This window comes from Pseudomonas brassicacearum, from assembly GCF_003732175.1.
Taxonomy (GTDB): Bacteria; Pseudomonadota; Gammaproteobacteria; order Pseudomonadales; family Pseudomonadaceae; genus Aquipseudomonas; species Aquipseudomonas brassicacearum_G.
In genome coordinates, this window is record NZ_MOBI01000015.1 from 166,825 (window position 1) to 187,256 (window position 20,432).

A 20,432-nucleotide genomic window follows, 5' to 3' on the forward strand; every position below is an offset into this window, starting at 1 on the left:
CATGCGTTCGAGCAAGATCATTCATGTGGTGAGTTGCCACGCCGAAGGTGAAGTCGGTGACGTTATCGTCGGCGGCGTCGCACCACCGCCCGGTGCGACCCTATGGGAACAGTCGCGCTGGATCGCCAAGGACCAGACCCTGCGCAACTTCGTGCTGAACGAGCCTCGCGGGGGAGTCTTTCGCCACGTCAATCTGCTGGTGCCGTCCAGGAACCCGCTCGCCGATATGGCGTGGATCATCATGGAACCGGCTGATACGCCGCCGATGTCCGGCTCCAACTCGCTGTGCGTAGCCACGGTACTGCTCGACAGCGGCATTTTGCCGATGACCGAGCCGCTGACCCGGCTGGTGCTCGAAGCGCCCGGCGGCTTGATCGAGGTGACCGCCCACTGTCGCAACGGCAAGGCAGAGCGGGTCGAGGTGCGGAATGTGGTGTCGTTTGCCGACAAACTCGATGCCTGGATCGAAGTCGAAGGCCTCGGTTCGCTGCAGGTCGATACAGCCTATGGCGGCGACAGCTTTGTGATCGTCGATGCCCAGCGCCTGGGCTTCTCGCTGACCGCCGATGAAGCCGCGGACCTGGTCGCCAGCGGTCTGAAGATTACTCAAGCGGCCAATGAACAATTGGGTTTCGTGCATCCGCTGAACCCGGACTGGGAGCACATTTCGTTCTGCCAGATCGCCGCGCCGCTCGATCGCACCAACGGCGTGGCCAGTGCCGCCAATGCGGTGGTGATCCGTCCCGGCAAGATCGATCGCTCGCCCTGCGGCACCGGCTGTTCGGCACGCATGGCGGTGCTGCACGCCAAAGGCCAACTGGCAGTGGGTGAAGTGTTCATTGGGCGCTCGATCATCGGTTCCGAGTTTCGTTGCCGGATCGACAGCACCAGCGAAATCGCCGGTCGTCCGGCGATTATCCCCTGCCTGTCCGGGCGCGCCTGGATCACCGGCACCCATCAGCATCTGCTCGACCCAAGCGATCCTTGGCCGGGCGGTTATCGACTGTCCGACACCTGGCCCGTCGAACTGACCCTTTGAAACACCGTACCTGGCAAAACCTTTTGAACCCCATGGCACTTTCAGTGCTCAACTTAAACGTATACGAAATACTAAATAGTCATCATCGGAGGCAACATGAGCAAGCACGTTAATTGGAGCGGCGTTTTCCCTGCGGTCACTACCCAGTTCAACCCGGACTTTTCCATCGACTATGAAGGCACGCACAAGGTCATCAGCGGGCTGGTGCGTGATGGCGTGTCGGGGCTGGTGATCTGCGGCACCGTCGGCGAGAACACCTCGCTGAGTACCGAAGAAAAAATCAGCCTGGTGGAAGTCGCCAGGGACGCCGCCGCAGGTCGGGTGCCGGTGATCTCCGGCGTCGCCGAATTCACCAGCACCAACGCCAGCAAGGTCGCCAAGGAAATCCAGCGCGTGGGCGCCGACGGCATCATGCTGATGCCAGCGCTGGTCTACTCCTCGAAACCCTTCGAGACGGCCGCGCATTTTCGCAGCGTTGCCGCCAGCATCGACCTGCCGGTGATGGTCTACAACAACCCACCGATTTACAAAAACGATGTCACCCCGGACATCCTGATTTCCCTGGCCGACTGCGACAACGTCGTCTGCTTCAAGGACTCCTCGGGCGATACCCGGCGCTTCATCGATGTGCGCAATGAAGTCGGCGACCGCTTTGTGCTGTTCGCCGGGCTCGATGACGTGGTGCTCGAAAGCATTGCCGTCGGCGCGGTGGGCTGGGTGTCCGGGATGTCCAATGCCTTCCCGAAAGAAGGCGAAACGCTGTTCCGCCTGGCCCGCGATGGACGCTTCAAAGAGGCCATGCCGATCTACGAATGGTTCATGCCACTGCTGCACCTCGATGCCCGTCCGGACCTGGTGCAGTGCATCAAGCTCTGTGAAGAACTGATGGGCCGCGGCACGGCGCTGACCCGTCCGCCTCGCCTGGGTCTGCTTGACCATGAACGCAGCGAGGTCGAGGCGCTGGTCAAGGCCGCGCTCGCCAATCGCCCGACCTTGCCGGACGTCGGTCTGTAACCGCCCCTCCCCACTGCCGCGCTCGGCATCGGGCGCGGCCATGCCGAGCATTCTTTATGTCAGCCATTATCGGCCACAACTTTATCGGCTTCGGCCGCAGCGCCACCAGCGATCAACTGCTGTACAGCGTCGACGCCCATAGCGGTGAATCGCTGCCCTATGGCTTCAGCCAGGCCAGCGCAGAGGAAATCGACAACGCCGCAGACTTCGCCGCCAGCGCCTACCCGATTTATCGCAACCTGCCGGCCATGGTGCGCGCCGGTTTTCTCGAGATCATCGCCGAAGAAATTGACGCCCTCGGCGATGACTTCATCGCCATCGTCTGCCGCGAAACGGCCCTGCCCGCTGCGCGGATTCAAGGCGAACGAGCGCGAACCAGCGGCCAGTTACGGCTGTTCGCCCGGGTGCTGCATCAAGGCGACTTCCTCGGCGCTCGTATCGACCGCGCCCTGCCTGAGCGCCAACCGTTGCCGCGGCCCGATTTGCGCCAATGGCGCATCGGTCTGGGTCCGGTGGCGGTGTTCGGTGCGAGCAACTTTCCGTTGGCGTTTTCCACCGCCGGGGGCGATACCGCCGCAGCCCTGGCCGCCGGTTGCCCGGTGGTGTTCAAGGCCCACAGCGGGCATATGGCAACCGCCGAATTGGTTGCGGCAGCGATCATTCGCGCGGCGCAGCGCAGTGGTATGCCCGAGGGCGTGTTCAACATGATTTATGGCGTGGGCGTCGGCGAGGCGCTGGTCAAGCATCCGGCGATCCAGGCGGTGGGGTTCACCGGTTCGCTCAAAGGTGGCCGGGCGCTGTGTGACATGGCCGCTGCAAGACCGCAACCGATACCGGTGTTCGCCGAGATGTCGAGCATTAACCCGGTGCTGCTACTACCCGCCGCCCTTGCGGCCCGCAGCGCAAGCATCGCCGGTGAGTTGAGCGCTTCGATCGTGCAGGGGGGCGGCCAGTTCTGTACCAATCCGGGGTTGATCATCGGCCTGCGCTCGACGGCGTTCAGCGCCCTCATTGAACAGCTCACGGCACAGATCAACGAAAAACCGCCACAGACCCTGCTCAACAGCGGTACCCGGCGTAGCTACGAAGGCGGTGTGCAGCGCTTGCTCGAGCATCCACGAGTGACGCGTTTGAGCGGCGCCTGCGCGTCAGGCCATCAGGTGCAGCCGCAATTGTTCAAAGCTGACGTCAGCCTGCTGCTTGAAGGGGATGAAGTGCTGCAAGAGGAGGTATTCGGCCCAGCCAGCATTGTGCTGGAGGTGGCCGACGAGCGAGAACTCAGGTTGGCACTACTAGCCTTGCACGGGCAACTGACCGCCACGCTGATCGCCGATCCGCAAGACCTTGCGCTGTGCGCGCAGCTGCTACCGATCCTCGAACAGAAAGCCGGGCGCCTGCTGCTCAACGGTTATCCGACCGGTGTCGAGGTGTGCGATGCAATGGTCCACGGCGGACCGTATCCCGCGACGTCGGACGCTCGCGGCACCTCGGTCGGCAGCCTGGCAATCGAACGGTTCCTGCGACCGGTGTGCTATCAGAACTGTCCGGACAGGTTACTGCCGGACGCCCTGCAGAACGCCAATCCGCTGGGGATTTTGCGGCTGGTCGATGGGGTGTATACCCGCGAGAAACTGAATCAAGCGGGCTGATGCCCGCTTCGCACCGTCAATCGAACTGCGCGCGCATCCAGGCCTGATACTCGGCAACGCCAGGCTCGCCTTCGCGGGGTGCCCAATGCGCATGTTCACCCTCGCCCACCGGGCGATACGGGCCGGCCTTGCATTCGAACATCACGCTGTCTGCTTCGAGTACGACCAGACCGTGATAAACACCGGCCGGCAGGTCGATTCCCAGCGTATCGCCGCCGCACTCCAGGATTCGCTTGGCAATCACCTGGCCCGCGTCGTCGAAAACCAGCACTCCCAGGCGGCCCTTGAGGACCAGCAGGGTTTCAGCCTTGTCGTCGCTCAAATGCCGATGTGGCGGAACGTATGTCGATGGCTGCAAGCCCACCGCCATGCGGTGACACGACTCATCCATCTGGTGGAAGTTGTGATGCTGCCGGCCACGAGGATTGGCCGCAGCCTTCTCGGCCAGCTCGGTAAACAGTGTTTGATCAAGAAAGCTCGGCGTGACCATGTTTTACATTCCTTTGACGGCGTAGATCCCGGCGGCGTTGCGCCAGTAGCCTTTGTAGTCCATGCCGTAACCGAAGATGTAGCGGTCGATGCACGGCAGACCGACGAAATCGGCTTTCAGGTCCGGGCGAGCCTTGCGGTCGTGGTCTTTATCGATCAGTACGGCGGTGTGCACAGCGCGCGCGCCAGCATGTTTGCAGAAGTCGATGATCGCGCCCAGGGTGTGACCTTCGTCGAGGATGTCGTCGATGATCAGCACGTCACGATCAATGAACGATACTTCTGGCTTGGCCTTCCAGAACAGGTCGCCGCCGCTGGTTTCGTTGCGATAGCGAGTAGCGTGCAGATAGGAAGCTTCCAGCGGGAAGTTCAGATGGGTCAGCAGTTTGCCGGAGAAAATCAGGCCGCCGTTCATCACGCAGAACACCACCGGGTTGCTTTCAGCCAACTGATCGTTGATTTGCGCACCAACGCGGGCAATGGCCGCCTCGACTTCAGCTTCGGTGTACAGGCAGTCAGCCTCTCGCATGATTTGACGGATATGCTCGAGATCAGCGGACATGGTGCTCTCCAAGGGGGGTTGGCGGATTCGGAAAAGCGAGCAAAGGTACGCATCCAGCCGGGTCAGATCAAGCGTTTCTGGACTAACGTACAGTATGTCTATAGGACAACACCCTCGGATAGATTAATCTAGGCCGGTTTTTTTGCCCGCCGCCGGAGCCTTTCCCCATGCCCATCCGTGAGATCCGCCATCCGCTGATCCGACACAAACTTGGCCTTATGCGCCGCGCCGACATTAGCACGAAGAATTTCCGCGAGCTCGCTCAGGAAGTCGGTGCCCTGCTGACCTACGAGGCAACCAAAGACCTGCCCCTTGAAACCTATGATATCGAAGGCTGGTGCGGCACGGTTTCGGTCGAGAAGATCGCCGGCAAGAAAATTACCGTGGTGCCGATCCTGCGCGCCGGCATCGGCATGCTTGAAGGCGTGCTCAGCCTGATCCCAGGCGCCAAAGTCAGCGCCGTGGGCGTGGCCCGCAACGAGGAAACCCTCGAAGCGCACACCTATCTGGAGAAACTGGTTCCGGAAATCGACGAACGCCTGGCAATGATCATCGACCCGATGCTCGCCACCGGCGGCTCGATGGTCGCCACCATCGACCTGCTGAAAAAGGCCGGTTGCAAGGACATCCGCGCGATGGTCCTGGTGGCGGCCCCTGAAGGCATCGCCGCGGTAGAGAAGGCTCACCCGGATGTGACCATCTACACCGCGTCCATTGATCAAAAATTGAACGAACACGGCTATATCATTCCTGGTCTGGGCGATGCCGGCGACAAGATCTTCGGTACCAAGCAGAAGGACGCGTGAGCATGCAGGATGAGTTCAACGACCCGCTCTGGCGCACGGTGCTGTCTGGCGCGCAGATGCTGTTCGTGGCGTTTGGCGCGTTGGTGTTGATGCCGCTGATTACCGGCCTCGACCCAAATGTCGCGCTGTTCACGGCGGGCCTCGGGACTCTGCTGTTCCAGGTGGTCACCGGGCGGCAAGTGCCGGTGTTCCTGGCGTCGAGTTTTGCCTTTATCACCCCGATCATTCTCGCCAAGGGCCAGTTCGGCCTCGCGGCGACCATGGGTGGGGTGATGGCGGCCGGTTTCGTTTATACCTTTCTCGGCGTGGCCGTGAAGATCAAGGGCACCGGTTTTATTGACCGTTTGCTGCCGCCGGTGGTGATTGGCCCGGTGATCATTTCGATCGGCCTGGCGATGGCGCCGATTGCCGCGAACATGGCGATGGGCAAGGCCGGTGACGGTTCGGAGCTGATTCATTACCAGACCGCCATGATGATCTCCATGCCGGCGCTGCTGACGACACTGGTCGTGGCGGTGTTCGGCAAAGGCATCTTCCGTCTGGTACCGATCATCTCCGGCGTACTGGTCGGGTTTGGCATGGCGTTCTTCTTTGGTGTCGTCGATACCGCGAAGATCGCTGCCGCGCCGTGGTTTGCGTTGCCACACTTCACCGCGCCGGAATTCAACTGGCAGGCGATTCTGTTCATTGTCCCGGTAGCGCTGGCCCCTGCCATCGAACACATCGGTGGCGTGATCGCGGTCGGCAGCGTGACCGGACGTGATTACCTGAAGAAGCCCGGCCTGCACCGCACGCTGTTTGGCGACGGCATCGCAACCACTGCCGCCGGCCTGCTCGGTGGCCCACCTAACACCACGTACGCCGAAGTGACGGGCGCGGTGATGCTGACCAAGAACTACAACCCGAAAATCATGACCTGGGCGGCGATCTTTGCCATCAGCCTGGCGTTTATCGGCAAGTTCGGTGCGCTGCTGCAAAGCATCCCGGTGCCCGTCATGGGCGGGATTCTCTGCCTGTTGTTCGGGTCGATTGCTGCGGTGGGGATGAACACCATGATCCGCCACAAGATCGATTTGGCTGAAGCGCGCAACCTGGTGATTGTCTCGGTCACGCTGGTGTTCGGGATTGGTGGCATGCTGGTCGGCACCGGTACCGGCGCACAGGACTTCGGCCTCAAGGGCATCGCGCTGTGCGCTGTCGTGGCGATCGCACTGAACCTGATTCTGCCGGGCAATGACAGCTGGAAGCACAAGAAGGCGGATGAACCGTTGCTGTAAATAGCTTGAGGTAAAGATCGTTCCCACGCTCTGCGTGGGAATGCAGCCAGTGACGCTCCGCGTCACCTTCAAGAGCGGACGCGGAGCGTCCGGTGAGGCATTCCCACGCAGAGCGTGGGAACGATCATCGCCTACAAAGCCAACGGCGCTCGCTCGCACAGGGTATTCAACGCCTGCACCCAATGCGGGTTATCGTTGAGACACGGCACCAGCACCAACTCCTCGCCGCCCGCCTCGCGGAACTGCTCGAGCCCACGGTCACCGATCTCTTCCAGGGTTTCGATGCAGTCGGCCACAAACGCCGGGCACATCACCAGAATCTTCTTCACGCCTTGCTTGGCCAACGCATCAAGACGCGCTTCGGTATAGGGTTCGATCCATTTGGCGCGGCCCAGCCGTGACTGGAACGACACCGACCATTTGCTGTCCGGCAAGCCCAAGCGCTCGGCAAATGCTGCGGCGGTACGCAGGCACTGACCGCGATAGCAGGTCGCAACCACTTCTGGCGGCGCGCCGGCACAGCAATCACCGCCCCCCTCAAAGCCATGGCCTGGGTTGAGCTTCTTCAGGTGCCGCTCCGGCAATCCATGGAAGCTCAGCAGCAGATGATCGTAATCCTGCTCCAGGTACGGCCTGGCGCTGGCAACCAGCGCATCGAGGTATTCCGGCTGATCGTAAAACGGCTGGAGAATCGAGAACTGCACATCCAGTTTCTTCTCGCGTACCACCCGCCTGGCCTCTTCAATCACCGTGGTCACGGTGCTGTCGGCGAACTGTGGATAAAGCGGTGCGAGGGTGACTTTTTTGATCCCTTGAGCAGCCATGCGGGTCAACACCGACTCAATCGACGGCTCGCCGTAACGCATGGCCAGCTCGACCGGTCCCTGGGTCCACTGCGCGGTCATCGCTTGCTGCAAACGCCGACTGAGCACCACCAGCGGCGAACCTTCGTCCCACCAGATCGAGGCATAGGCGTGAGCCGATTGCTCAGGGCGCTTGATCAGAATCAGCGAAACCAGCAAACGTCGCACCGGCCATGGCAAGTCGATGACATAAGGGTCCATCAGAAATTGATTGAGGTAGCTGCGCACGTCCGCCACCTGTGTGGAAGCGGGGGAACCCAAATTGACCAGGAGCAACGCGTGATCGGTCATGCAACGTCCTATTTCAAAGGCGGCTGGACAGGTCGTCCAGGGCCGCACGCAAATCAGTGAAGCGGAATGTGAAACCCGCCGCCAGCAAGCGCGTCGGTGTCGCCCGCTGACCACCCAGCAGCAACAGTGACAACTCGCCAAGACCGACCTTCAGGGCAAATGACGGCATTGGCATGAAGGCCGGCCGATGCAAAACGCTGGCAAGGGTCTTGGCAAACTCGCGATTGCGCACCGGTTTTGGCGCACACGCATTATAAGGACCGCTGGCGTCTTTCTGATGCAGAAGAAAATCAATCAGGGCGATTTGATCATCGATGTGAATCCACGGCATCCACTGCCGACCATTGCCGATCGGCCCGCCCAGCCCCAATTTGAACGGCAGTAACAGCCGCGACAAAAAGCCGCCCTCCGCCGACAGCACCAACCCGGTACGCACCAGCACTACCCGAATCCCCAACGTCTCGGCGCGCTGTGCGGTCTCCTCCCAGGCAATGCACAACTGGCTGGCGAAGTCTTCGCTGACCGGCGGCGATTTCTCAGTCAACTCGCGTTCACCGCCGTCGCCGTACCAGCCGACTGCGGAGCCCGAAATCAACAGCTGCGGTTTCTGCTCGAGGCTTTCAAGCCACGCCAGAAGGGTTTCGGTAAGCCTGATTCGACTGCTCCAAAGCAGCGCCTTGCGTCGATGAGTCCACAAGCGATCAGCAATCGGTGCACCCGCAAGATTGATCACCGCATCCACCGGACGTTGGCCAATGTCTTCCAGACGCCTGACACCACGTACCTGCGTGCCGCACAATTTGGCGACTTGTTCGGGCCTGCGACTCCACACCGTCAGGCTATGGCCCTGGCTCAACCAGTGTCGGCAGAGTTGACGTCCTATCAAACCAGTACCGCCGGTCAGCAATATGTGCATGACATCTTCCTCGCGTGGCGTTTTACCCTGATCACTAGTCTATTTTTATAAGCAGGGATGTTTCGGATCAGGCAGGCTCTGTGTTTAACAATAGGCCAACCTGTCAGAACGAGAACGCTGAAAGTTATACCAGAAAACAATGTTGTATAGGTTTAACCTGCAGCGTAGCCTGTACAGAAAGGTAAACGAGGCCCCTATGACTGTACCCATCGCAATCATCGGTACCGGCATCGCCGGACTCTCGGCAGCCCAAGCCTTGCAAGAGGCGGGGTATGTCGTTCAATTGTTCGATAAAAGCCGTGGCAGCGGCGGTCGCATGTCGAGCAAACGCAGCGACGCCGGCGCACTGGATATGGGCGCACAGTACTTCACCGCCCGTGATCGCCGTTTTGTCATTGAAGTCCAGCGCTGGCAAGCCAATGGCTGGGTCGCCGAATGGGCACCGCAGCTCTACCACTATCAGGGCGGCAAGCTCAGCCCTTCGCCGGATGAACAGACCCGCTGGGTCGGCACCCCACGCATGAGCGCCATCACCCGCGCACTGATCGGCGATACGGAAGCGCATTTCGCTTGCCGGATTACCGAGGTCTATCGCGGCGAAGAGCATTGGCATTTACAGGATGCCGAAGGCTTCACCCATGGCCCCTTCAGCCATGTCGTCATTGCTATGCCTGCGCCACAAGCCACTGCCCTGCTGGCCGCCGCGCCGAAACTCGCCGGGGTCGCCGCGGGGGTAAAAATGGACCCGACCTGGGCCATTGCGCTGGCCTTCGACACGCCGCTGGATACGCCGATGGAAGGCTGCTTTGTACAGGACAGCCCGCTCGACTGGCTGGCGCGTAACCGTAGCAAGCCGGGGCGCGACACCACCCTCGACACGTGGGTATTGCACGCCAACAGCAACTGGAGCCGACAACATATCGACCTGCCTAAAGAAGCGGTGATCGAGCAACTGCACGGCGCCTTCGCCGAGCTGCTGCACGATTCCATGCCTGCGCCGGTCTTCAGTCTTGCCCATCGCTGGCTCTACGCGCGTCCGTCCAGCAGCCATGAATGGGGTGTATTGGCCGACGCAGACCTGGGTTTGTACGTGTGTGGCGACTGGTGCCTGTCCGGGCGTGTCGAAGGCGCCTGGATGAGCGGTCAGGAAGCGGCTCGTCGCCTGCACGCACACCTGCAGTGAAGCGTATCAACCCGCACAGACGTTGCGCGATGAAATCTGCTGGAAGATGGGGCGGGAAAAACTTATACAAATAATTTGACTTGTACACCTTTGAATCTATGATCAAACCACGTTGTACAGCATGCACAGACTGTACAAGTATAGATCCGAGGTGCCTCCATGCCCGGCAACTGCGCAAGCAAACCGAAAATCGCTGTCAGTGCCTGCCTGATGGGCGCCGAGGTGCGTTACAACGGCGGACATAAAGTCTCTCGGCTGTGCAGTCGAACCCTCACGGATTATTTCGAGTTCATTGCGGTGTGCCCGGAAGTGGCCATCGGCCTGGGGGTTCCCCGCGAACCGATTCGACTGGTCGGCGATCTGCTGCAACCTCACGCCGTCGGTACGGTTCACCACGAACTGGATGTCACTCAGGCGCTGACGAACTACGGCCAGCAAATGGCCGGCGCGCTGGGCGATATTTGCGGCTATATCTTCATGCAGAAATCACCGTCCTGCGGCCTGGAGCGGGTCAAGGTTTACCACGCCAACGGCAGCCCGCAGGACGGCGGTGCACGCGGCATCTACGCTCAAGCGTTTTGCGCCCTACACCCGGACCTGCCGGTGGAAGAAGACGGTCGACTGAACGATCCCGTACTACGCGAGAATTTCCTGACCCGGGTCTTTGCCTACTCAGCCTGGCAGGAGCTCCTGCAAAACGGCTTGAGCCGCAATGGTCTGACCGACTTTCACGCACGCTACAAATACCTGTTGATGGCCCATAACCCGCTGCAATACAAAGCCTTGGGCAAGCTCTTGGGTGATATGGGCCAGACCGATCCCGATGAACTCGGCCCGCGTTATTTCAGCGAGCTGATGGCGGCACTGAAAAAATGCGCCACCCGCGGCACCCACGCCAATGTGCTGCAACACCTCAGCGGCTATCTCAAACAGCTCATCAGCGCCGAAGACAAGCAGGAAGTGCAGCATGTGATCGGTCAGTACCGCCACGGCATCGTGCCCCTGGTGGTGCCGCTGACACTGCTCAAGCATCACTTGCGCCATCATCCCGATCCGTACGTTATGCAGCAGGCGTACCTGCAACCGCATCCAGAAAATCTCAGCTTGCGAAATGCGATTTAAATGAAAACCGAACCTGACACTCATCTCCATGACGACAGCCCAGGCACCGGCGATCAACAGCCCCCGGAGAACGATTGGCTGCCGATTCGCGAAGTTGCACGAATCACCGGCATCAACGCCGTTACCCTGCGCGCCTGGGAACGTCGCTATGGCCTGATCGTGCCGCTGCGTACGTCCAAGGGACACCGACTGTTCTCGGTCGAACATGTGCAGCGGATCCATGACATTCTCACCTGGCTCAATCGCGGCGTGGCCGTCAGCCAGATCAAACAGCTGCTGGATACGCCACCAGCATTGCGTGAACCGGTCACAAATGACTGGCACGTCCTGCGCCTCAAGCTGATGCAGGCGATCGCTCAACTCGCCGAACGCCAGCTCGATGAGGCGCTCAATCAGGCCATGTCGTTGTATCCACCGCGCACCTTGTGCGAGCGACTGCTGATGCCGCTGCTGGACGAACTCGAACAGCGCTGGCAAGGACAGTACGGCGGGCAGATGGAGCGGACATTCTTTTATTCCTGGTTGCGCAGCAAGTTCGGTGCGAGGGTCTACCATAACAACCGTCAGTTGCGCGGCGCACCGTTGCTGCTGATCAATCACTCCGACCTGCCCCTGGAGCCGCATCTGTGGCTCACCGCCTGGCTGATCAGCAGCGCCGATTGCCCCGTGGAAGTGTTCGACTGGCCGTTGCCAGCCGGTGAATTGGCGCTGGCGGTTGAGTATCTGCAAGCGCGTGGCGTGCTGCTGTATTCCAGTAAAACGATCAATCTCAAACATTTGTCGAAACTTCTGAACAATGTCAGTTGCCCAAAACTCATGGCCGGCCCTGCGGTGTGCATCCACCATGCCGAGTTGTCCGCCAAAACCTCTGAAATAGCCGATTTATCTCTGGCCGAAGATCCGTTGTCGGCCCATCAGGCACTGCTTCAGCGCGGGCTCATTTAAATGCTTGTACGCAAAACCTCCCTGCAATTGATCTGGCTGCGCAGCGACTTGCGCGTGCATGACAACACCGCCCTCTCGGCTGCCGCAGCTCGTGGCCCGTGCGTGGTGGTGTATTTGTTGAGCCCACTGCAATGGCATGCCCACGATGATGCACCGTGCAAAGTGGATTTCTGGCTGCGTAACCTGCGCGAGTTGAGCCACGCCCTCGGCGAGCTGAACATCCCCTTGCTTATCCGTACTGTCGCACGCTGGGATGATGCACCGCAGGTACTTGGCCAGTTATGCACAGAGCTGGACGTCGAGGCGGTTCACGTCAACGAGGAATACGGCGTGAACGAAAGTCGCCGTGATGCGGCCGTCAGCAAGACTCTCGATGTTGCAGGCATTGGCTTTTACAGTTATCTCGATCAATTGCTGTTCAAGCCCGGCAGCGTGCTGACCAAAACCGGTACGTACTTCCAGGTCTTCAGCCAATTCCGCAAAGCCTGCTACGCCCGCCTGCACGGTGCGTTACCGCGCCTGATTGCCGCCCCCGGGGTTCAGGTGCCAACGGCCATCAACCGTGACCCGATTCCATTGCAGGTGGAGGATTTCGACACGCCAAGCGAACATCTGCGCGTGCTCTGGCCCGCCGGTGAAGGTGAAGCCCATCGGCGTCTGGAGCACTTCGCCCAAGGGCAGATGGGTGACTACAAAGACCAACGCGACTTCCCGGCAAAACCCGGTACCAGCCAGTTGTCCGCGTACCTCGCAGCCGGGGTGATTTCGCCACGCCAGTGCCTGCACGCCGCCCTGCAAAGCAATCAAGGCGAGTTTGAAAGTGGCAGCGCCGGTGCCGTCGCCTGGATCAACGAACTGCTCTGGCGCGAGTTTTACAAACACATTCTGGTGGGCTATCCACGGGTCTCCCGACACCGCGCCTTTCGCCCGGAAACCGAAGCGCTGGCCTGGCGCGACGCTCCGGATGAGTTGGCGGCCTGGAAAGAGGCGCGTACCGGGTTGCCGATCATCGACGCCGCCATGCGCCAACTACTGGAAACCGGTTGGATGCACAACCGTCTGCGGATGCTGGTGGCGATGTTCCTGACAAAAAACCTGCTGATCGACTGGCGCGAAGGTGAGCGTTTTTTCATGCGCCATTTGATTGATGGCGATCTGGCCGCGAACAACGGCGGCTGGCAGTGGAGCGCTTCCACCGGCACCGATTCGGCGCCCTGGTTCCGGATTTTCAACCCGCTGAGCCAGTCGGAAAAATTCGACGCTGAAGGTCTGTTCATCAAGCACTGGCTGCCGGAACTGGCGGGGCTGAACAACAAATCCATCCACAATCCGGCGGCCATGGGCGGACTGTTTGGCGTGGACGACTATCCACTGCCAATCGTCAATCTGGGCCAGTCACGCGAACGCGCACTCGCGGCGTTCAAACATTTGCCTTCGCGCCTGGATATCGGAGCGATACATGACTGAAAAGGAGAGTGGATTGAGTCATACAACGCCACGGCGGTATTGGCTGACGGGGGCCGGCAACGGCATTGGTGCTGCACTGGCCGAAGAACTGTTGAAGTCAGGCATGCACCTGGCGGTCAGTGCTCGCACGATTGCGCCATTAAAAGTCCTGGCCCAGCGGTATCCGGGGCAAGTGCTGGTGGTGGCGGGCAATCTGACCAACAGCCAGACCGTGCGCGAGATCGGCGAGCAAATCCAGCAGGAGTGGGGCTCGCTGGACACCGTGATTATCAATGCCGGCACCTGTGAATATGTTGACACCCAGCAGTTCGACACCTCGATCATCGAACATGTGGTGCGCACCAACCTGCTCGCCAGCAGCTATTGCATCGACGCCGCCCTGCCGTTGCTGCGCGCTGGCATCGCGCCCCATCTGGTGGGTATCGCCAGCTCAGTAACCGACCTGGCCCTGCCTCGGGCCGAAGCCTATGGTGCCTCGAAAGCCGGGCTGCGGCATCTGTTTGAGTCCTTGCGCATCGATCCCGCCTCGGAAGGTATTGAAATCACTCTGGTTAGCCCAGGTTCCGTCGACACCCCGCTGAACGGGAGCAACGATTATCCGATGCCACAGATCTGGTCAGCCGACAACGCCGCGCGCCATGTCGTCGAATCCCTCAAGCAGCGCCCGCAGGAAATCCCCCTCCTGGCCCTATCCATGTCCGCACTCTGGCCTCTGTCGAAACTGTCCAACCGCGCAAAATTAGTGATCGGCAAACGCATGCTCAGGTGCTCGCCGCCAAGCATCGATACGCCGTAAACAGGTCCTGAGCAACGCCTGTCGGCAGCCTCATCCGGTTGAGCGTCCGTCAGGCCTTTCACACAGTACCGGCGCGCTGCCTTACACTGCGCACCTATGAACACGATCCCCATCAAGACCATCACTGAACCGGCGGTCACCTGCTCGACCTGCGCAGCCTGCTGTTGCCAGCTCGAAGTCATGCTGATCACCGACACTGGCGTGCCCGAACGTTTTATCGACACCGACGATTGGGGCGGGGAAGTCATGCTGCGCCTGGATGACGGTTGGTGCGCCGCGCTGGATCGCGACAGCATGATGTGCACCATTTATGAAAAGCGCCCGCTGATCTGCCGGGAGTTCGAGATGGGTGCGCCAGAATGCATCGAAGAGCGTCAGGGGATTGCGACGGCGTACAAGTAAGTATCGGGCTGCACTTCATTTGTGGCGAGGGAGCTTGCTCCCGCTGGGGTCGCGAAGCGGCCCCAAAAACCATCACCTGCGTCCTGCCGGGAAGATTCTGTCGCAAGATTTACGACTGCTCTGCCCGAGCGCGGACCGGCCGGCGGGAGCAAGCTCCCTCGCCACAAAAACCTCTGAGCCGCAGATGTTACAGCGGCATCGTGTAATGCAACGCGTAGCTTTCTATACCCTCGTTGGTGACGTTGATATGGGCGTTGGAGTAATGCGTCGCGCGAATCCCGATTTCATGCCCGCCAGCAAACCGCAGGCCGAACCCCAATCGATCTTCAAATTGAAAAGCCTCGCCTAACCGGCGGTCGTCCACTTCGTCGTGAGCGAACAGCGCAACGCCGATGCCGGCCTCCAGATAAGGTTTGACGGTTTGCCCGGCAAACTCGTAAACGAACACCGGAGAGAACGACAGGCTGTGATTGCTTACGGTCTTGTCACCATTCCAATAGGTGTACGCACCGCTCCAGTAGCCCGTCACGCGCCCGACATCACTCTGCCACCAGCTTTTATCCCAATCCCATTGCAGGCCCAAGCGATAAGTCTGGGTCGAACCGGAGGTCTGGCCAACCGCAAACTCGACGCCAGCCGCTTGTGCGGTAAAACTGTGCCCCAACAACGCGACCGCAATCGCGGCTAAACAGAACAGTCGCTTCATGAGAAACATCCTTTTCCGAATGATTGTGCTTGGTTTTTATGGCTCAGCAGACGCGCTATGAAAATCCACGCTTCAACGGAAGTTCATCCACTTGAAGCGTTCCCCAAAACGATTTTCTACAGACTGAAGCTTCGCACAACCCCGGCGTTATGCCAGAGCAGCGGCAGGATATTTCTCAGGTGCTCGGGGCTGGCACTGGTCCAGAACTGCGCGTCGCGAGGCGGCCCTTCAGCAAGCAACTCACGTTCGGCCAGCAGGCGCTGGGTTTGCCGGGCAACAGCCGCGCCAGTGTCGATCAGGCTGATGTCGGCGGGGAGCATCTGCTTGAGCAATGGCTTGAGGAAGGGATAGTGCGTGCAGCCGAGAATAATCGTGTCACACCCGGCCGCCAGCAAGGGCTCGAGATAACCGGCCAGTAGCTGGCACAGTTGCGAGCTGTGCAGATCACCGGCTTCGATCAGCTCCACCAACCCTGGGCACGGCTGAGTGATGACCCGTACATCGGTGGCAAAACGGTCGAGCAAGGCCGCGAACTTGGCGCTCTGCAACGTCCCGGTAGTGGCGAGCACACCGACCACGCCGCTGCGAGTGGCCGCGGCGGCTGGCTTGACCGCAGGCTCCATGCCGATGATGGGCCAGTCCGGGTAGTCGCGACGCAAATCCGCGACACCGGCCACGGTTGCCGTGTTGCAGGCCACGACCAAGGCCTTGGCGCCTTGCCGGGCAAAAAACTCCGCGACTACGCTGCAACGCTGGCGAATGAACTCTGGGGATTTCTCGCCATAGGGAATGTTCCCGCAATCGCCGACATATAACAGCGATTCATTGGGCAACAATTGCTGGATCTCGGCCAGCACCGACAACCCGCCGACCCCGGAATCGAACACGCCGATGGGCGCTTCACGCATGCCTGCCCCCGCAAACACTGCAGCCTGGATCACGCTTGACCCGCAACTCACGGAACCGCGCCCCCAAGGCATCGATTAATAATAACCGCCCCACCAACGGCTCACCGAACCCGACCAACAGTTTCAGCGCCTCAAGCGCTTGCAGACTGCCAACCAACCCCACCAGCGGACCGAGCACGCCGGCTTCGCTGCAAGTCAGTTCGGCTTCGCTGCCGTGCCCGTACAAGCAGTGGTAACACGGGCTCTCGGCGCGACGTGGGTCGAACACCGACAACTGCCCTTCCAGGCGAATCGCTGCACCGCTGACCAAGGGTTTTCGCGCCGCTACACACGCCGCGTTCACTGCTTCGCGAGTGGAAAAATTGTCGGAGCAGTCGAGCACCACATCGACCGCCGACACCGCAGCCGCCAACGAGTCTTCGTCCAACGCGGTACGATGAGCGATCAGTTGAATCTCGGGGTTGATCGCCGTCAGACGCTGGATAGCCGAGTCGACCTTGCTCAGCCCGACGCTGTCGGTGTCGTGAATGATCTGCCGTTGCAGATTGGTCAGGTCGACCGTGTCGAAGTCCGCCAGATGCAACTCACCGACGCCGGCAGCCGCCAGGTACAGCGCGACCGGCGAACCAAGCCCGCCGAGGCCGACGATCAAGACGCGGCTTTGCTTGAGTCGCAATTGGCCGTCGATGTCGACGTGTTGCAACAGAATCTGCCGGCTATACCGCAACAGCTCCTGATCATTCAGCACGGTAGACGCCCCAGACTGATACGTTCATGGTCACCGAGGTCCTTGCGGCTGTGGACCTCTTCAAAACCTTGGGTCAGCAGCAAATCGCGCACGGCATCGGCCTGATCATAACCGTGCTCGAGCATCAACCAGCCGCCAGCCTCCAGGTGCTGTGGCGCCTGGGCGATGATCAAACGCAAGTCATCGAGCCCGTCGGTGCCGGCCACCAACGCGCTGGCCGGTTCGAAACGCACGTCACCGGCCACCAGATGCGGGTCGGCGGAGGCTATATAAGGTGGATTACTGATGATCAGCGTGTAACGATGATCTTTCAGTGCACTGAACCAGTGACTACTGAACACGGTGACGTTGTTCAAGTGCAGACGCTGGCGATTGCGCTCGGCCAGGGCCACGGCCTCGAGGATCCGGTCCACCGCGGTGACTTGCCAGGCTGGACGCTCGCTGGCCAAAGCCAGGGCAATCGCGCCGCTGCCGGTGCCCAGATCAAGAACCTTGGCGGGTGTTGCAGGCAACAGTTCCAGCGCAGTTTCAACCAGCAACTCGGTGTCCGGGCGCGGGATCAGCGTATGCGGCGCCACTTCGAGGTCCAGCTTCCAGAAACCCTGCTGACCGAGAATGTAAGCCACCGGTTCGCCGGAACGACGACGTTGCAGGTACTCGGCGAAGATCAGCGCCGCTTCGCTGGGAACGATGCGCTCCGGCCAGGTGTGCAGAAAACTGCGGGACTTGCCCAGGGCCGCAGCCAACAGCAACTCGGCATCCAGGCGCGCGGTCGGCGAGTCAGGCAGGTCGGCTGCACGTAACAAACTGGCAATGATGGTCATTTATTCACCTATCGCTGCCAGTTGGTCTGCCTGAAATTCGGCCAATAACGGCTCGATCACGGCATCGACGCCACCCGCGAGGATTTCGTCGAGGGAATACAGCGTCAGGTTGACCCGATGGTCGGTGACCCGGCCCTGGGCGAAATTGTAGGTACGGATTCGCTCGGAGCGGTCGCCCGACCCCACCAGCAACTTGCGCTCGCTGGCGATGGCATTCGCCGCAGCGCTGGTTTGCTGGTCATTCAATTTAGCCGAGAGCCAGGACATCGCCCGCGCCCGGTTCTTGTGCTGGGAACGCTCTTCCTGGCACTCGACCACGATGCCCGACGGCAAGTGGGTAATCCGGATCGCCGAGTCGGTCTTGTTCACGTGCTGACCGCCTGCGCCGGAGGAGCGATAGGTATCGACGCGCAAATCTGCCGGGTTGATCTCGATCGCTTCCTGTTCGTCCGGCTCAGGCAACACCGCCACGGTACAGGCCGAGGTGTGGATACGCCCCTGGGATTCAGTGGCCGGAACCCGTTGCACGCGGTGCGCGCCGGATTCGAACTTCAACTTGCCGTAGACATTGTCGCCTTCAACCCGCGCGATAACTTCTTTAAAACCGCCGTGCTCGCCAATGTTCTCCGACAGAATCTCGACTCGCCAGCCACGCCGTTCGGCGTAACGCGAATACATCCGGAACAGGTCACCGGAGAAGATCGCCGCTTCGTCGCCGCCAGTGCCGGCGCGGATTTCCAGGAACACGTTACGCCCGTCGTTCGGGTCCTTGGGCAGCAGCATGCGTTGCAGGCTGGCTTCAAGTTCGATCAGTTGCTCTTTGGCTTCGCGAACTTCTTCAACGGCCATTTCGCGCATGTCCGGATCGCTGTCCTTGAGCAGCGCCTGGGCACCTTCGAGATCGCCCTGAACCTTGAGCAGCTGTTTATAGGTGGCGACAATCGGCTCAACTTCCGCGTACTCCTTGGAATAGGTGCGGAATTTGTTCTGATCGGAAATGACTTCGCCATCGCCAAGCAAGGCGGTCAGTTCCTCGAAACGGTCCTGGAGGATGTCCAGCTTATTGAGCAGTGACGCTTTCATTGCGGTTTTTTATCCGAAGAGCTATCCGAGTTGCCCTCACCGAGGGCAAAGAGTTCCTGGGCCATGGCCAGCGCATCGAGGCGGCCTTCGGCGGTAAGCTTTTTCAACTGCACGCTGGGGGCATGCAACAGTTTGTTGGTCAGGCCACGAGCCAGTTGCACCAGCACGTCTTCAGCGCTGCTGCCATTGGCAAGCAGACGCTGGGCCTTTTGCAATTCTTCATCGCGCAGTCGCTCGCTCTGTTGACGATAGGCCTTGAGCACATCCACCGCCGCCAGTTCACGCAGACGAACCATGAAGTCATCGGCGCCGATAGAAACCATCTCTTCCGCCGCCTGGGCAGCACCCTGACGGCTCTTGAGGTTTTCAGCGACCACTTCGTGGAGATCGTCGACGCTATAGAGGTAAACGTCATCCAGCTCGCCGACTTCCGGCTCGATATCCCGTGGTACAGCGATATCAACCATGAAGATCGGTTTATGTTTGCGCAGCTTCAAGGCACTTTCTACCGCGCCTTTGCCAAGAATCGGCAACTGGCTGGCGGTCGAGCTGATGACGATATCACTGCGTACCAGTTCTGCCGGGATGTCCGAGAGTAGCACCGCGTGGGCGCCAAACTGCTCAGCCAGGATGCTGGCGCGCTCCAGGGTCCGGTTGGCGACCACGATCCGCTTCACGCCCAGCTCATGCAAATGGCGGGCGACCAGGGTAATGGTCTCGCCAGCGCCGATCAGCAATGCCTGGCTGCGCTGCAAATCGCTGAAAATCTGTTTCGCCAGGCTGACCGCGGCAAACGCCACGGACACCGGGTTTTCACCGATGGCGGTGTCGGTGCGCACCTGCTTCGCCGCATTGAACGTGGCCTGGAACAAACGCCCAAGCAGCGGACCAATGGTGCCGGCCTCGCGGGCCACGGCGTACGCCGACTTCATCTGGCCGAGAATCTGCGGTTCGCCCAACACCAGCGAGTCGAGCCCGGAGGCGACACGCATCATGTGACGAACTGCCGCATCATCTTCATGCACATAAGCACTAGCGCGCAGCTCATCGAGGCTTAAATGGTGATAATCGGCCAACCAGCGCAACACGGTTTCCGCAGAAAGCTGATCCTGTTCTATATAGAGTTCACTGCGATTGCAGGTGGAGAGGATCGCAGCTTCGCGGCTGTCGGTGAGTCGGCAGAGCTGCTGCAAGGCCTCAACCAGCTGCTCCGGGGTAAAAGCCACGCGCTCGCGGACGTCTACGGAAGCAGTCTTGTGGTTAATACCGAGTGCAAGGAAGGCCATTCAAGATCGCTGATGATGTCGAGAAGCCGACAATTGTCCTACTTCGCCTGACTCAG

Annotated in this window: 21 protein-coding genes; 11 read left to right on the forward strand and 10 right to left on the reverse strand. The window is 60.3% G+C overall.

Annotated elements, in window-relative coordinates:
* Position 1 precedes the first annotated feature (1 nt).
* The 3 genes from BK658_RS14170 (at position 2) to BK658_RS14180 (ending at position 3,702) form a co-directional block, all read left to right on the forward strand.
* Positions 2-1,039 (forward strand): trans-3-hydroxy-L-proline dehydratase, encoded by a 1,038-nt coding sequence (locus BK658_RS14170; RefSeq protein WP_123582804.1) that lies wholly within the window; start codon positions 2-4, stop codon positions 1,037-1,039.
* A gap of 96 nt (positions 1,040-1,135) precedes the next feature.
* Complete coding sequence (locus tag BK658_RS14175; RefSeq protein ID WP_123582805.1) at positions 1,136-2,053, forward strand: dihydrodipicolinate synthase family protein; 918 nt, start codon at positions 1,136-1,138, stop codon at positions 2,051-2,053.
* 56 nt (positions 2,054-2,109) lie between these two features.
* Complete coding sequence (locus BK658_RS14180; RefSeq protein WP_123582806.1) at positions 2,110-3,702, forward strand: aldehyde dehydrogenase (NADP(+)); 1,593 nt, start codon at positions 2,110-2,112, stop codon at positions 3,700-3,702.
* A gap of 16 nt (positions 3,703-3,718) precedes the next feature.
* Here the strand turns inward: BK658_RS14180 and BK658_RS14185 are convergent, their stop codons facing one another.
* Both BK658_RS14185 and BK658_RS14190 read right to left on the reverse strand, forming a co-directional pair.
* Positions 3,719-4,192: a WbuC family cupin fold metalloprotein gene (locus tag BK658_RS14185; RefSeq protein ID WP_123582807.1), complete on the reverse strand. Its 474-nt coding sequence runs from the start codon at positions 4,190-4,192 to the stop codon at positions 3,719-3,721.
* Between the two features lie 3 nt (positions 4,193-4,195).
* On the reverse strand, positions 4,196-4,753 hold the full coding sequence (locus BK658_RS14190; protein ID WP_123582808.1) for a hypoxanthine-guanine phosphoribosyltransferase: 558 nt from the start codon (positions 4,751-4,753) through the stop codon (positions 4,196-4,198).
* A gap of 167 nt (positions 4,754-4,920) precedes the next feature.
* Between BK658_RS14190 and upp the strand changes: the two genes are divergently transcribed.
* Both upp and BK658_RS14200 read left to right on the forward strand, forming a co-directional pair.
* The gene (gene upp / locus BK658_RS14195) at positions 4,921-5,559 is read left to right on the forward strand and encodes a uracil phosphoribosyltransferase (protein ID WP_019693615.1); all 639 of its coding nucleotides are present in this window, start codon (positions 4,921-4,923) and stop codon (positions 5,557-5,559) included.
* Positions 5,560-5,561: 2 nt separating this feature from the next.
* Entirely contained in the window at positions 5,562-6,836 is a 1,275-nt protein-coding gene (locus BK658_RS14200) for a uracil-xanthine permease family protein (protein ID WP_123582809.1), read from the forward strand.
* Positions 6,837-6,967: 131 nt separating this feature from the next.
* Here BK658_RS14200 and hemH read toward each other — a convergent pair whose 3' ends face one another.
* Both hemH and BK658_RS14210 read right to left on the reverse strand, forming a co-directional pair.
* Complete coding sequence (gene hemH / locus BK658_RS14205; RefSeq protein ID WP_123582810.1) at positions 6,968-7,990, reverse strand: ferrochelatase; 1,023 nt, start codon at positions 7,988-7,990, stop codon at positions 6,968-6,970.
* Between the two features lie 13 nt (positions 7,991-8,003).
* Positions 8,004-8,906 carry a TIGR01777 family oxidoreductase gene (locus BK658_RS14210; protein WP_123582811.1) on the reverse strand — a complete coding sequence of 301 codons (903 nt, stop codon included), beginning with the start codon at positions 8,904-8,906 and terminating at the stop codon, positions 8,004-8,006.
* A 196-nt stretch (positions 8,907-9,102) separates the two neighbouring features.
* Here BK658_RS14210 and BK658_RS14215 point away from each other — a divergent pair, with 196 nt between their 5' ends.
* From BK658_RS14215 to BK658_RS14240, 6 genes are all read left to right on the forward strand, one after another.
* Positions 9,103-10,089, forward strand: coding sequence for an NAD(P)/FAD-dependent oxidoreductase (locus BK658_RS14215; protein ID WP_123582812.1), 987 nt, complete (start codon positions 9,103-9,105; stop codon positions 10,087-10,089).
* A 159-nt stretch (positions 10,090-10,248) separates the two neighbouring features.
* The gene (locus BK658_RS14220; RefSeq protein ID WP_123582813.1) at positions 10,249-11,211 is read left to right on the forward strand and encodes a YbgA family protein; all 963 of its coding nucleotides are present in this window, start codon (positions 10,249-10,251) and stop codon (positions 11,209-11,211) included.
* Positions 11,212-12,156 carry a MerR family transcriptional regulator gene (locus tag BK658_RS14225; RefSeq protein ID WP_123582814.1) on the forward strand — a complete coding sequence of 315 codons (945 nt, stop codon included), beginning with the start codon at positions 11,212-11,214 and terminating at the stop codon, positions 12,154-12,156.
* A 21-nt stretch (positions 12,157-12,177) separates the two neighbouring features.
* The gene (gene phrB / locus BK658_RS14230) at positions 12,178-13,623 is read left to right on the forward strand and encodes a deoxyribodipyrimidine photo-lyase (RefSeq protein ID WP_185019832.1); all 1,446 of its coding nucleotides are present in this window, start codon (positions 12,178-12,180) and stop codon (positions 13,621-13,623) included.
* 13 nt (positions 13,624-13,636) lie between these two features.
* Positions 13,637-14,419: an SDR family NAD(P)-dependent oxidoreductase gene (locus BK658_RS14235; RefSeq protein ID WP_123582816.1), complete on the forward strand. Its 783-nt coding sequence runs from the start codon at positions 13,637-13,639 to the stop codon at positions 14,417-14,419.
* Positions 14,420-14,515: 96 nt separating this feature from the next.
* Positions 14,516-14,821: a YkgJ family cysteine cluster protein gene (locus tag BK658_RS14240; protein ID WP_123582817.1), complete on the forward strand. Its 306-nt coding sequence runs from the start codon at positions 14,516-14,518 to the stop codon at positions 14,819-14,821.
* A 187-nt stretch (positions 14,822-15,008) separates the two neighbouring features.
* On the opposite strand, the gene BK658_RS14245 is transcribed toward BK658_RS14240, so the two are convergent.
* The 6 genes from BK658_RS14245 to hemA form a co-directional block, all read right to left on the reverse strand.
* Complete coding sequence (locus BK658_RS14245) at positions 15,009-15,527, reverse strand: acyloxyacyl hydrolase (protein ID WP_123582818.1); 519 nt, start codon at positions 15,525-15,527, stop codon at positions 15,009-15,011.
* Between the two features lie 116 nt (positions 15,528-15,643).
* The gene (murI, locus tag BK658_RS14250; protein ID WP_123582819.1) at positions 15,644-16,435 is read right to left on the reverse strand and encodes a glutamate racemase; all 792 of its coding nucleotides are present in this window, start codon (positions 16,433-16,435) and stop codon (positions 15,644-15,646) included.
* Positions 16,428-17,183, reverse strand: coding sequence for a molybdopterin-synthase adenylyltransferase MoeB (locus BK658_RS14255; protein WP_123582820.1), 756 nt, complete (start codon positions 17,181-17,183; stop codon positions 16,428-16,430). The genes murI and BK658_RS14255 overlap by 8 nt, the downstream gene beginning before the upstream one ends.
* Complete coding sequence (gene prmC, locus BK658_RS14260) at positions 17,177-18,007, reverse strand: peptide chain release factor N(5)-glutamine methyltransferase (protein WP_123582821.1); 831 nt, start codon at positions 18,005-18,007, stop codon at positions 17,177-17,179. The genes BK658_RS14255 and prmC overlap by 7 nt, the downstream gene beginning before the upstream one ends.
* Positions 18,008-19,090: a peptide chain release factor 1 gene (gene prfA / locus BK658_RS14265; protein ID WP_054595622.1), complete on the reverse strand. Its 1,083-nt coding sequence runs from the start codon at positions 19,088-19,090 to the stop codon at positions 18,008-18,010.
* Complete coding sequence (hemA, locus tag BK658_RS14270; RefSeq protein ID WP_123582822.1) at positions 19,087-20,376, reverse strand: glutamyl-tRNA reductase; 1,290 nt, start codon at positions 20,374-20,376, stop codon at positions 19,087-19,089. Before hemA ends, prfA begins: the two co-directional genes overlap by 4 nt.
* Positions 20,377-20,432: the final 56 nt, after the last annotated feature.

Bases quoted from the DNA above. Each gene is read 5' to 3' on its own strand.
- BK658_RS14170 (WP_123582804.1), top strand. From the start codon at position 2: ATGCGTTCGAGCAAGATCATTCATGTGGTGAGTTGCCACGCCGAAGGT.
- BK658_RS14175 (WP_123582805.1), top strand. From the start codon at position 1,136: ATGAGCAAGCACGTTAATTGGAGCGGCGTTTTCCCTGCGGTCACTACC.
- BK658_RS14180 (WP_123582806.1), top strand. From the start codon at position 2,110: ATGTCAGCCATTATCGGCCACAACTTTATCGGCTTCGGCCGCAGCGCC.
- BK658_RS14185 (WP_123582807.1), bottom strand. From the start codon at position 4,192: ATGGTCACGCCGAGCTTTCTTGATCAAACACTGTTTACCGAGCTGGCC.
- BK658_RS14190 (WP_123582808.1), bottom strand. From the start codon at position 4,753: ATGTCCGCTGATCTCGAGCATATCCGTCAAATCATGCGAGAGGCTGAC.
- upp (WP_019693615.1), top strand. From the start codon at position 4,921: ATGCCCATCCGTGAGATCCGCCATCCGCTGATCCGACACAAACTTGGC.
- BK658_RS14200 (WP_123582809.1), top strand. From the start codon at position 5,562: ATGCAGGATGAGTTCAACGACCCGCTCTGGCGCACGGTGCTGTCTGGC.
- hemH (WP_123582810.1), bottom strand. From the start codon at position 7,990: ATGACCGATCACGCGTTGCTCCTGGTCAATTTGGGTTCCCCCGCTTCC.
- BK658_RS14210 (WP_123582811.1), bottom strand. From the start codon at position 8,906: ATGCACATATTGCTGACCGGCGGTACTGGTTTGATAGGACGTCAACTC.
- BK658_RS14215 (WP_123582812.1), top strand. From the start codon at position 9,103: ATGACTGTACCCATCGCAATCATCGGTACCGGCATCGCCGGACTCTCG.
- BK658_RS14220 (WP_123582813.1), top strand. From the start codon at position 10,249: ATGCCCGGCAACTGCGCAAGCAAACCGAAAATCGCTGTCAGTGCCTGC.
- BK658_RS14225 (WP_123582814.1), top strand. From the start codon at position 11,212: ATGAAAACCGAACCTGACACTCATCTCCATGACGACAGCCCAGGCACC.
- BK658_RS14240 (WP_123582817.1), top strand. From the start codon at position 14,516: ATGAACACGATCCCCATCAAGACCATCACTGAACCGGCGGTCACCTGC.
- BK658_RS14245 (WP_123582818.1), bottom strand. From the start codon at position 15,527: ATGAAGCGACTGTTCTGTTTAGCCGCGATTGCGGTCGCGTTGTTGGGG.
- murI (WP_123582819.1), bottom strand. From the start codon at position 16,435: ATGCGTGAAGCGCCCATCGGCGTGTTCGATTCCGGGGTCGGCGGGTTG.
- prmC (WP_123582821.1), bottom strand. From the start codon at position 18,007: ATGACCATCATTGCCAGTTTGTTACGTGCAGCCGACCTGCCTGACTCG.
- prfA (WP_054595622.1), bottom strand. From the start codon at position 19,090: ATGAAAGCGTCACTGCTCAATAAGCTGGACATCCTCCAGGACCGTTTC.
- hemA (WP_123582822.1), bottom strand. From the start codon at position 20,376: ATGGCCTTCCTTGCACTCGGTATTAACCACAAGACTGCTTCCGTAGAC.